Raw genomic sequence first — 12,715 nt, 5'->3', positions numbered from 1 at the left:
TGTTACTTCTCCTCTGGGTGCAGCCCATCTTGATGACCCACTGCATACATAATATGGTCATTAAAACCTGTGGTTACGCGAATATAACCACTTAATTCATCGTCTAACTCACTATCACCTGTATCGGCAATCAGTGGTCGGCCATTTAAGGCCTGTAATTTAGTTTTCGTTGCCACTACAATAATGTTGTCGCGACCAATCGCACGGATAAGTGCAGGACTCAATTGTTGATTTCCTCGGCCGAATATATGCCCTTGTCCACCAATTAAGGTGATCACCAACTTAGTATCTTTACCTTGTGTGAGCTCAAGTAATTGCTGTGCAGTTAAATCCTGCGCAACTAGCTCTTGGTCTGCTACTAAATCAACACCTAATAAGGTATTTTCAAGACCCATCTCTTCCATTATTGCAGCCACGGTTGAACCACTGCCCATTACATATAAGCAGTCTTCGTCCATTTCACTGACAACATAGGCAGCAATGTCAGCAAGCACTAATTCATTGGTTTCTTTACCGCCATTTTTAACTGCTTGCACATATCGCACTTCACTCGGAACTTGCATTTCACCATAGCGCTTAGCTTTTACTTTACCTTCACGAAATGCATCTTCATCGATATCCATAACATCGGCATCGCCAAGGCTGACGAGTTCACCTTTGACTAGCATCTCGACAACGCGACCTGCTGCTTTAGGAGTAATAGCGTAAACGCCAGAATGTATTTTACAGCCTGCAGGAATACCTAACACAGGGGTGCTATCACCAACCGCATGACAAATATTACGTGCAGTACCATCACCACCAGCAAATAAAATAAGGTCGACACCTTGCTCAACTAATAACTTGGCAGCCTGCTCAGTGTCATCGGGGGTGGTGATTTCATTTGTTTGGTAAATCACTTGAGTTTTAAAACCAAGCTGGCGCGCCGTCTGCTCGCCCATTTCACCGTCTACTGTGTAAATGGTTAAGTCGCCTTGATGTGCAAGCAGAACTTCAAGAGCTGCTCGGGTGCGTAAGTTTGCTTTTGGCTCTGCGCCAAGTTGCATCGCCCTTGCAGCGGTATCTGCGCCATCACTTCCCTTCAGTGCCACACTGCCACCTAAGCCGGCAACCGGATTTACAATCAAACCTAATTTAAACTGCATCAGATAAAGCTCCTGGGTTGCTTTGAAAATCGCGCTGCCATGAAAACTGTGTAGCCGTTAATGGCCATGGGGTATTATAAAAATCGCTCAATGCTTTGAGGAGTGCTGTAGTGCGCTGATTAAAACCTGTTGCTAAAAAACTCAACACTTGCTGGTGAACCCGAGCCTGAAAATCAAATCGACAGGTTTGTTCACCATTTAAATTATCAACCGATACATTAAAATCGAAACCAGCTGCTGCACTTAGCGCCCATTCAATAGCTTGAGGCTTTACTTCAACCGCTTCAAATTCAGCTTGTTGGTGTTTATCACGACCATCAGGACAATACCAATAGCCATAATCTTCTTTTAATCTACGTGCCTCTCCAGCCACTAACCAGTGAGCAATCTCATGTAAGGCACTGGCATAAAAACCGTGGGCAAACACAATTTGATGATAAGACGTTTGCTCATCAGCTGGCAGGTATATAGGTTCATCATCACCCTTTATCAAACGCGTATTATGGCTTTGATAAAAGGTGTTTTCAAAAATAGCGATTAAGTCAGCAATCTGATGCATACGGCTTGAATTTATCTCGTTAAAAGCGTCACTAAAAACGAGGCGAATTGTACGGACTTTTCCCCCTAAAGTAAAAGCAAGCGCTTCCAATCACAGGTATTTCGCAATATCTACATCATCGATTTGATCTGGATTTAAATAGCGTTTTGCATACTCAAGATAGATACCTGACGTTAAGAACAATTTGAACACATCTTCATCTACATGTTGATCGGCAACCATCTTCGCTAAAATATCAATCGCAACACTCAATGGTTTGGCTTTTTTATAAGGTCTATCGGCTGCGGTCAATGCTTCAAATATATCGGCCAGCACTAACACACGCTCAGGTATCGATAAATCATCTGCAGACAATTTACGGGGATAACCCGTGCCTTTTAATGTTTCGTGATGGGTCGAGGCATAACGCGGCACACGGGCTAATTCATCAGGAAATGGGACGTTATCTAGCATCCGAATAGTACTGATAATATGCTCATTAATTTTAAATCGATCTTCGTTTGTTAAAGTACCGCGCTGAATTTGTAAGTTATACAGTTCGCCAAGATTATACTTGTATTCTGGAATGGTTACTTTTATCCCTAAACGCTCGTCATACTGTATAGGTTTATCGTGGGCAATCAAATGCTCAGGCTTATCTGAAAGTAGCTTTTCAGTGACAGGCAATTGCTCATCATTGCTTTGAACCCTTAACTCTTCAACTGGCGAAAGGCCTATTTTATCATCAAAATTTCGCTGCCAAGTGATGTTGCTAAGCGCCTCTAAACGTCCAAGGCTTGCTTCATCCATAAACTCACCGCCAACATTACAGGCTGCTATAAACGAAAAATCACTACGTAACTCTGCTTGGCGTTTAATAAGTTCAGCCTCAAGCTCTGGTTGCTTTTCAGGTGACACTAGCACGTCTTTTAGATAAGCAATTTCTGCATCCCGCCAAAGTACCTCAAAACGCGTTCTCACTTCGTGGATACGGTTATAAATAGTTTCTAACTTTGTGCCCTTGTCTACGATATGCTCTGGAGTAGTGATTTTGCCGCAGTCATGTAACCAAGCTGCGAGGCTAAATTCCCTTAGTTCGTCTTTATTTTTAAACGCAAACTGTTTAAACGCATCCTCATTTGAATTTGAAGCTGCTTTGGCCAGCATGATCCCAAGTTCAGGTACCCGTTCACAATGTCCTGCTGTATAAGGAGACTTATCATCGATAGCCTGAGCTATAAGCTCAATAAATGACTCCATTAAGGCTTTTTGCTTTTGCTCATGCTGCTGAATTGATTGGCTCATTTGCACCATGGAGTTGGCTAAATTATTGATTTCTTTAATACTGCTTTTTAGCGTTGAAACCTGATCAAACTGACGGTGTTTAATTTTTAAATTTTCACCCTCTAAGGTCTTAATTGGCGAAACAATTGGTGAGGCAAAAAACCATGATACAGGCAGTACCATAATCAAACAGGCCGCGGTGATAAAAATAGACAGCTTAATTTTTTCACGGGTAGAGCTCAATACGCCCTCTTTGGGCACCACTATCGCTAAGTAATCGCTATTGCTTCCCCCTTCTGAAACAGGGGTAATATACACGTACTTCTCAACGCCATTTAGAGTCATTAAACGTAAATGGGCGAAGTTTGCCCGATCTGTAATTAGAGTAAGAAATTCAGGGTATGGCACTGTGCCAATCACTTGTGATTGCTGACTAGGATCGCTCCCTAACCATTTACGCTCTAGTGCTGCAATATACGAATTTGGGAGCTGCTCTATCGCCATATTAATTAAATCTTTTAGCTCTGCATCATCAGGATGAAACAATAAATGCAGAGTATCTGGTAGGAGATCATGACTATAACTATCAAGCTGATTATATTGAATCCCTTCAATAAAAAACTGATTTTGAGTGTATTTGAACACTGCTTCGTTATCTAACCCTGCATACACACGTCCTTGGCTTACCGCATCGAGCACCGCTTTGGTACTTGGCAGCTCAACAATGTCGATATCAGGAAAGTGCACTTTAATCACTTTAATTACCGACCAGCCTTCACCAATTGCTAACTGTTTGCCCGCTAACTGCTTCATGCTAACGACCGGTGTTGAACCTTTAGCAGTAATGATACTGAACGGCAAAGTTGCCATTGTTTGACTCATAAGACCGAGCGACTCATTTGCTGGGGTTTTAAAAATAGGCTGTACAATATCTATTTCATCTTTTGCAAATTGAGTTAAAAACTCAGTCCATGTAAAACCGTTAATAAAAGTTACCTTAATTCCGAGCAACTCAGCCAAGGCATTAATATAATCAATGCTATAGCCTTTCGGGTTACCGCCGACACTAAAGTCCATTGGTGGCCAATTAGTTTCGTTAGAAACGCTCAAATAAGGGTACTTCGCCAATACACTTTGCTGCTGTTCTGTTAAGGGAAGTTTTTCAAGCCTTGGCAAAAGTAAGCTATTTTTTTGTTGGTTAGAGGCAACAATTTCACCTTCTTTATTGTAAATGTACAGCTCACTTAAATACTGGCTACTCATTTTACTTTGCTGTTGACTCAAATATTCAGAAATACTCGACAAGCTAACGTCTAACGCCAACACACTATTTTCATTTGCTGACTTTATTGAGTAGGTTTGCCCAGGTGCTTGCAGGTGAGTAAAGAAATATGGCTTTGTTTTTTTCACGCGTGTTGAGTTTGCTTGCTTAAACCACAAGCGCTCTCGCGGATCATAGCTGGTGCCTTTGGTTTGCGAGATACGTAAATTAAATTGCTGGTCAAAATAATGAGTATGCTGAACACGCTCTGCCCCTTCACCGCTAATGTGGATCACCACCCAACGGTCTGCTTCAATGGCCTGCAACTGCTGACGCACTATTTCACTGCTTTCTAAATTAATTAATTCATAAAAGTCACCATTTTCATAGCCTACATACAACGCATAAAATAATGGATTGAGCTGCATGATTTCACTCATGACATTTCTCAGCTCACTTTTATCTTCGCTGTTGGCACTGATCAAGCTACTATTTTGAACCATTACACTTAGCGTGTTTTCTGACTTTTCATTCACCCTTGCAAGGTAATCAACCACTGAGCCTGTGGCTAAATTAAAGTTTTTGACACTGGCCTCTATAGCCATTTTTTCGCTGAAATAATATTGCAGACTAATTGCAATGAGAGCTGTTAGTGAAGTTGCTAAAACGAACACGGCAACAACGGTAAGGCGAATCGAAAAACGAATTCTCGATTTAAGTTTTTGAAAAGCAGATACCAGCACTTATGCATCTCCTTGCAATGCTTTGTTCGTTAGTAATATTAGCTTGTATATCTTTTATACACCAATAATTTTGTATTACAAACAAAACTCTGCAATTTTATCCTAAAGCATAAGCAAATAATTACCTTAGATATTTTGTTAAATTGACAGAATCAATTTGCGACTCATGTAAAAACTGTTTTGCATATTTTAGGTAAATGCCGGAAGTTAAAAAGAGCTCAAATACGTCACGGTCAATATGATCGTCATCAACCATTTTCGCTAAAATATCAATAGCAACACTCAAAGGTTTGGCTTTTTTATATGGGCGGTCTGCCGCGGTTAATGCTTCGAAGATATCAGCAAGTACTAACACACGTTCAGGTATTGATAATTGTTCCTCGGTTAATTTTCGTGGGTAGCCAGTCCCTTTTAAGGTTTCGTGGTGGGTTGATGCATAACGCGGAACTTTAGCTAATTCTTTCGGGAATGGCACACTACCAAGCATACGAATTGTACTGATCACATGCTCATTGATCTTAAACCGATCTTCCGCTGTAAGCGTGCCCCGCGCCACCGACAAGTTATACACTTCGCCAAGGTTATATTTATACTCCGGAATCGCCATATTAATGCCCAAACTTTCTGGGTACTCAACGGCTTTTTCGTGTGGAATTAAATCACTTAGCTTATCGCTCAGGAGTGACTCTTCGACAGGTAAATGCTGATTCTTCAAATCAGCCATGCGCATTTCTTCAAGGGGCGATAAACCTAAACTTGCGTCAAAATGGCGCTGCCACTTAATGCTAGCAACCTCATGTAAACGAGACAGCTGCGCTTCATCCATAAACTCACCACCAACATTACAGGCAGCAATAAAGCTAAAGTCTGCGTGTAACTTTTTGGTTCGTTGGTCAAGCGTTTGCTTAAGCACAGATTGCTGCTCAGGATGGGCTAATAACTGCTCATAATAAGTAATTTTTGCATCACGTAGCAGCACCTCAAATCGAGTACGTACTTCATGAATACGGTTATAAATGGTTTCAAGCTTAGTGCCTTTATCAACGATATGCTCAGGCGTAGTAATTTTACCACAGTCGTGCAACCACGCAGCTAAGCGAAACTCTCGTCGTTCATCAGACGTTTTAAAGCTGAACTCAGAAAACGCCTCATTTTTTGAGTCTGACGCAGCATCAGCAAGCCAAATACCCAGCTCAGGGACCCGCTCACAGTGCCCTGCCGTATATGGTGATTTGTCATCAATCGCTTGGGCGATAAGCTCTACAAATGACTCCATCAGGGCTTTTTGTGAGTTTTCATGTTGCTCAATAGAGCGACTCATATCCACCATCGAACTTGCCAAATAATGGATTTCTAAAATGTGGCTAGAGAGTGTTGAAACTTCATTATAATCTCGCTGCTGAATTTTTTTATTTTCACCTACTAATTTGAGAATCGGGTTGACGATTGAAGAGGCAAAAAACCAAGAGACTGGCAGCAGCAAAATTAAAAATAAACCAGTCACTAAAATTGAAATACGAATTTTATCTCTTATAACCGCCAGCACGTCATCTTTAGATACCAGCACCGTGAAATAATCAACTTCATCTGATTGCATATCGCTACTAAGCGGCAGCGGCAATACAAACATGTATTTTTCTATGCCCTTTTCATGCACATTTAACATTTTGCCGAATTGATGTTCTTTGTTAGCAAGCCCTGATTTTTGTTCATCCAATTTAACTAACTTAGATAGGTCAGCAAAACTATGCTGATGACTTTGATTTTTACTGCTTGCGATAATTTCACCATTCCCCCGATAAACATACATTTCGCTTTCAACAAGGTGCTTCATTTTAGATTGTTGGTCGGTTAAAAAGTGATTCAAACTTGCACTGGCTATATCAATCGCTAATACATCGCCTGTTTGCGCTGACTTTATTGCATAGGTGTAACCTGGTACCTCAAGTACTTTAAACACATACTGCTCTGTTTTCGTTACAGAGTCACTCGTTGCATCCAGAAACCAAACTCTATTCCGTGGGTCGTAATCCGTAGTTTGGGTGTCTCTTTTACGAATGACCAACGACTCATCTAAATACGTGGTTACCTGCTTACGCTCCCCCCCCTGCCCAGAAATTTGATACACTAACCAATGATCGTCTTCATCGAGTTGGATTGATGGAGGAAGCTTTGCATACCCTTTTAAATTAATAACCTGTAATAATTCACCATTAGCATGACCAAGAATTAGCGAATAAAAGTCTGGATGACGCGTTAAAATTTCGATCAGCACTTGCTGTAAAATTTCTTTGTTATTTTGGCTCTCTGATAATAGCCTAGTGTCGTGGATCATCACGCTTAAGGTATTATCAGCACGCTGATTGATTCTTGTTATGTGATCGGCTATTTGCTGACTAGTTTGTTTGAACTGTTCTGATTTAGATTGCAGTAATAACTTTTCACTAAAGTAATAATGCAAACTTATCGCCACGATACCGGTGAGTAAGCTAGCAAGGGCAAAAACCAGCAATACACTTGCCCTAATTGAAATTTTATAGCCTTCCGCCTGGCGTGTTAGCATTCGCGACTCCTTGCTTGCTAATAATTCAGATTAAATTAATAGAAAAGAATGTATAAAGATTATACTTAAACGAGCATAAGGTACATATTTTGTACTTATATTTAGGCTATTAAAATTTAATAACTAATTGATTCCGTCCTGCATCTTTAGCCTGATAAAGTGCAGCATCAGCTCTGGAGATAACTGACTTTTGCTCCTCTTCTTTCATTACGGTTAAGCCAAAACTTGCACGTATTGCTAAAGATAACTCACCAACCTCGCACATTTCACTATTCATCCTTGCGATCATAGTATTAATAATAACAGTTGCATCTGACACTGAGCATAGTGGTAGCACAATAACAAATTCTTCACCGCCAAATCGATATACATCATCAGAGGAACGTAATGAGTCAGTTAAAAAAGCAGAAAAACGCTGCAATACAACATCACCTACCTCGTGACCATGGGTATCGTTAACACGTTTGAAGTAATCAATATCAGCTAAAATAACACATACTTGCTTGGACTCACCTTGCTGCTGTTTAACCATCCGCTGATATTCTTCATAGGCATTATCAAAAGCACGACGGTTAGGTAACTGAGTAAGGGCATCTTTAAGGGCTTGGCTTTTCATCTCATGGGCAAGCTGAGCAAGCTGGGTGTTCCTTACAAAAAGTTCTCTACGGATAATATGTTCATGAGCAGCCATGATCATACCTGCTAAGTTTGCTGCCACATGCGCTAAAACCACCATGTAAAAAGAGTGGTTAGATATTTCTTTACTGAAATAGATAACAGAGATAGCAAGAGCACTATATGAAATACTTAAAAATACCGATAACTTAATTGAAACCAAGGTCGAGAAATAAAATGTGATCAAGATGATCACATCAAAAAACATATGCAAAATATAGAAACGCTCATAAGTGATAGCCATAAATTGCATGTTCAAAAATAAAAACAGCATAAACACAGATATCACCAAACGAAATGACTGGATGCTTTTAATATAATTCAGAGCAAAAGCACTAAGAATACAAACTGAGACCATAATAGCTCGGCCGATTAAAGCGGTTTCTGGCCAAAATGAAGCCTGTATAATCATCTTATCGAAGAAGGTTACAAGCGCAGTGACTAATGCAATTGTACAGCACAAAAATTGTGCTATTTTTTTATCTTGACCGAATTTACTTTGTAAAAAGACATGCTCTACCTCAAGCGACTTAAATTGACAGGCATAGCGCTCAATTGTCATATCTTGATTTAATAATTTTGCTGCAAAAGCGCCCATAAATAAATGCCTACTACGAAAGGAAATGTGGGATGTTCGATTAAAGAGCAACTACTCTAGTATAGTGTGTGTGCTCATTAATTGAACTAGTATTTTTGTATAAAAATATGCCAAAAAATCCCACGCAAAAGTATAATAGGCAATAAAATTAATAGTTAGAAATTCTCAATATCGGCTAGTTAATTTCCTCACCTGCTTCATCACAGTCAACGATATCTGTTTCCTTAAGAGCTTCGCTAATCCAGATTTTGATAACCGGGCAAGCAAGTAGATGCTGGCAATAAGTTTGTGCAGCACACGATAGCTCAACTTGATACGTTTTAAAACGAAGTACTACAGGTGCGAACATCGCATCAACAATAGAGAAATCGCCAAATAACCACATATTAGGATAACTTTGTTGCTGAGAAGAAAATATCTCATCGATACGAGCGATATCTTTTTTAGCTTGTTCTGATAATTCAACATGCCTTTTAGCACGAATATTCATTGGCATTTCATTACGAAGTGCAGCAAAACCAGAGTGCATCTCGGCAGCTAAACTGCGCGCTTTTGCTCTTTGGGCTATTTCACTAGGCCAAGCGGCACCATTTAGATAAGCATCATTGATGTATTCACAAATAGCGAGTGAGTCCCACACGGTTAACTCAGCATCAATAAGTGCCGGCACTTTTTGCACGGGAAACTTATTTTTTAATGCTTCATAAAATTCAGGCGTATCTAAAACCAATTGTTGCTCTTTAAAAGAAACATTGAATTTACTTAGTAAATACCACGCTCGCAATGACCAAGTTGAGTAGTTTTTATTGCCAATAAATAATTGCATTGTACTTCCTTTAACGTTTAGATTAGGCTCACTATAAAACAGCAATTGGGCAATTACTCGCCAATTGTTTTTATAGTACCTATAAGAAAAGCTGATACATTATGGATATTGATGCCCTTAGAACATTTTGCGCCTTCGTCGATACAGGTAGTTTCACCCGTGCTGCAGCACAAATTTCCAGAACCCAATCTGCGGTAAGTATGCAAATGAAAAAGCTTGAACAGGACCTCGCAAGTTCACTATTTGAAAAGCAAGGTCGTCAGCTGGTGCTAACCCATCAAGGCCACCAGCTAGCAAGTTATGCGAAGCAACTGATAGCCCTTCATGATGAAGCCTTTAAACAATTAAAAGCAGGTACTGGCAATTTACGTGTGCGCATCGGCTGTCCTGACGACTATGTCCACTCTTTGCTACCACAGCTTGTTTGTGCCCTACACCAACAGTTTGATGCCTTAGATATACAGATAAGCTGCGCCCCAAGTTCTGAGCTTAGAGCCAAACTAGACCAAGGTATGCTCGATTTAGTTGTTGCCACTCGCTCACCAGACAGCGAAGAAGGTTACTTATTGCAATCAAGCCAAGGCGTATGGGTGAAAAGCCCCGCTTTTGAGATTGAAGATTCAACCCCACTTCCTATTGCCCTGTTTCAACGAGACTGTAAGTTTCACCAAGCCAGTATTGAAGGTCTCTTAAAAACCGAGCGTCGTTTTAATATTATTGCCTGCTGTGGATCAGCAGGTGCATTACATGGCTTAATTGAACAAGGGTTGGCAATCGGCAGCATGGCGCGAATAAGCATGCAAAAAGGTTTGGAAGAAATCAGCGATAATTCGTTACCAGTACTGCCTATGATTGATATCGTACTGTTGTACGGTAATCATGCCCACAATCCACTCAATCATGAACAGCTTAAGCAGCTTGTGGAGTTGATTAAGACGTAAAGAACATATCAAGCTACTGAAGTTTTACTAACTTACGAGTTCTATAAGGTTCTGTAAGATATAAAAACTCTTTTAAATCATGAGCACTGTTGATCAACATATGTTGCTTAGGTTGTGTTAACTGCCAACTTTCTGTTTCAGCAGTTGCCAAATCGATACGCTGGAAATTAATTGTATCTGCATGCTCCATTGTTACTGCTAATTGCTGGTTACTAACAGATATACCAATAATGTCATTGCTAGCTGCTTGCCAAACAGTTTCTATATTTCCACGGGTATTAACTCGAAACACTTCATTGCTATTTGAGAAGTAGATCTGATCTTGCTCATCTAAATCCATACCATAACAGCTTAAACGTTTCCCTGAGCCTGTGAATGGTGTCAACGTTAAGCTTGTTAAATCGAATTTTGCTGGATGAAACGTCTGTCCATCCTCTGCTCGATACGAAACTAAAATCGCGTCTTCATTGTGATACATTTCTCTCAAATAAAAAGAGTGATTTCCATGAGGTATTGTTTCATAAGTGCCACTGTTTAAATCAATTTTAAACAGTGTATCTTTACTTGCGGTGTAAACCTGCCGTGCGTCTTGGCTCCAAACAATGCCAAATAACTCATGGTTATCAGGGTTAGCAAAAATGCGCGTTTGCTTGCCACTATCGTATAAAAATAATTGTTTTAATCCAAAACGATGAGACTCAAAAACAAATTTCGTTGAGTCTGGCGAAAACACGGGTAGAAAGTCGATTGATGAGGTATCTACGAGTTTGGTCAGAGTGTCAGGGTTAGCACGTGTTTGGCTAACAATATCTACATCAACATTCACTAACTCCATCAAAATGGCTTCAGCGTCTGGTGTGTACTGGGCATCACGAATTATTTGATAATTATTAAATGAAATTAGCTGAAGCTCACCATCAAGATCTAGATTTACAAGCTGATTTCGTTGGCTAATTAATAGCGCTTGATTATTCGGGTGCCAACTTAACCCTTGAATACCGTTTTCTATGATAGCAATAGTTTGTATTTTTTTACTGGCAAGGTCGAGTACATCAATACGGTATTTATTTTGCCCAGCCTCAATCCCCATCGCGACTTTACTACCATCTTTCGATAACGCATTAACGAGCAACCAATCTTGCTGTGTAGCAGCTAGTAACTGTGTCTTTTGTTTAGATTCTAAGTTAAGTGAAACGAGTCGAGTATCGTTGTTTAGTTTATCTTTTTCTATGTAATAGAGCAGCTTATCAACATGCCAATCGATGTGGTGACTGGTTAAAACGGTGTCATTAAAAACACTCACAGTCGCTTGTTCTAATGGCTGAAATTTAGATAAATCAATGCTTATAGTGTTTAGATGTTGTTTCTGCTCTGTACTTTTCACAAATGCAATCGCATTATCGGAGGTCGACCACCCCAAAGCGTAGTAGCTTGCAGCATCTTCAGTCAGCCTCACTTCTCGCTCAGTCGCAAGCTCTTTAATCCAAATCTGCTGACTTCCTTTATTACCTCGAACAAAAGCAAGGTACTTACCACTGTATGAAAGTGACAAATTAGCTTCATTTAGTTCACTCGAAGTGAGTGGCATCAACTGAGTAAAGTAAGCAGTATCTTGTTGTTTAGGCACTAGTTGCCACGCAATAGCAATAAAGCTAACTAGTAAAACAAACAGCAACAGAACATGTTGCGCTTTTAATTTTTTGCCTGGCCCCTGTGTTACTTTCTCAAGGCTATAACCGCGCTTAGGGTGTGTAATTATAAACTGTGGGTTCTTGGCATCTTCTTGGAGTGCTTTTCGTAGCAATGCTATACAACGCTGTACCGAACTGGGGTTATAGGTAGCATTAGGCCACACTTTTGCAAAGATTACTTCTTGGCTTACAACTTCACCTTTATTTAAATAAAGGGTATGTAATACATCCATGACCTTTGGCTCGACTATTTGCTTATAATCTTGCGATGAAATTAAACATCGACTCTCATCAATTGCAAACTTGCCGATTCGATAACGCGCCACTTACTTCTCCAATAAATATTTACGAATCAAAGATTAAGGTTTTCTTAAGAGAAACTCAAGGGTTACTCCATTGTCACTTTGCTCTGGCTATTGGATTGTTTTTGCTATCTCAAAATAGGTAATA

The 12,715-nt window shown here is 40.0% G+C and carries 8 protein-coding genes; 1 reads left to right on the top strand and 7 read right to left on the bottom strand.

Going from position 1 to position 12,715, the window contains the following annotated elements:
* Window positions 1-2: 2 nt before the first annotated feature.
* The 6 genes from QUE86_RS12845 to QUE86_RS12820 all read right to left on the bottom strand — a co-directional run bounded on the left by QUE86_RS12845 (window position 3) and on the right by QUE86_RS12820 (window position 9,633).
* On the bottom strand, window positions 3-1,145 hold the full coding sequence (locus QUE86_RS12845; RefSeq protein WP_286257666.1) for an ATP-NAD kinase family protein: 1,143 nt from the start codon (window positions 1,143-1,145) through the stop codon (window positions 3-5).
* Window positions 1,135-1,704 carry an elongation factor P hydroxylase gene (locus tag QUE86_RS12840; protein WP_286257664.1) on the bottom strand — a complete coding sequence of 190 codons (570 nt, stop codon included), beginning with the start codon at window positions 1,702-1,704 and terminating at the stop codon, window positions 1,135-1,137. The genes QUE86_RS12845 and QUE86_RS12840 overlap by 11 nt, the downstream gene beginning before the upstream one ends.
* A 90-nt stretch (window positions 1,705-1,794) precedes the next feature.
* Window positions 1,795-4,971, bottom strand: coding sequence for an HD domain-containing phosphohydrolase (locus tag QUE86_RS12835; RefSeq protein WP_286257661.1), 3,177 nt, complete (start codon window positions 4,969-4,971; stop codon window positions 1,795-1,797).
* Between the two features lie 121 nt (window positions 4,972-5,092).
* A complete protein-coding gene (locus tag QUE86_RS12830) occupies window positions 5,093-7,534 on the bottom strand; it encodes an HD-GYP domain-containing protein (protein ID WP_286257659.1) in 2,442 nt (813 codons plus the stop codon).
* Window positions 7,535-7,643: 109 nt separating this feature from the next.
* Complete coding sequence (locus tag QUE86_RS12825; protein WP_167657972.1) at window positions 7,644-8,807, bottom strand: GGDEF domain-containing protein; 1,164 nt, start codon at window positions 8,805-8,807, stop codon at window positions 7,644-7,646.
* Window positions 8,808-8,982: 175 nt separating this feature from the next.
* The gene (locus tag QUE86_RS12820) at window positions 8,983-9,633 is read right to left on the bottom strand and encodes a glutathione S-transferase family protein (protein ID WP_167657971.1); all 651 of its coding nucleotides are present in this window, start codon (window positions 9,631-9,633) and stop codon (window positions 8,983-8,985) included.
* Window positions 9,634-9,734: 101 nt separating this feature from the next.
* On the opposite strand from QUE86_RS12820, the gene QUE86_RS12815 reads away from it, so the two are divergent.
* The gene (locus QUE86_RS12815) at window positions 9,735-10,574 is read left to right on the top strand and encodes a LysR family transcriptional regulator (protein ID WP_130051996.1); all 840 of its coding nucleotides are present in this window, start codon (window positions 9,735-9,737) and stop codon (window positions 10,572-10,574) included.
* Between the two features lie 13 nt (window positions 10,575-10,587).
* On the opposite strand, the gene QUE86_RS12810 is transcribed toward QUE86_RS12815, so the two are convergent.
* On the bottom strand, window positions 10,588-12,591 hold the full coding sequence (locus QUE86_RS12810; RefSeq protein ID WP_286257648.1) for a winged helix-turn-helix domain-containing protein: 2,004 nt from the start codon (window positions 12,589-12,591) through the stop codon (window positions 10,588-10,590).
* Between the last annotated feature and the right edge of the window lie 124 nt (window positions 12,592-12,715).

The sequence above is a fragment of the Pseudoalteromonas apostichopi genome, assembly GCF_030297135.1.
In the GTDB taxonomy this organism is placed as follows: domain Bacteria; phylum Pseudomonadota; class Gammaproteobacteria; order Enterobacterales; family Alteromonadaceae; genus Pseudoalteromonas; species Pseudoalteromonas apostichopi.
Note: the sequence above shows the minus strand (reverse complement) of the source record. Positions and strands in the feature narration are given on the sequence as shown.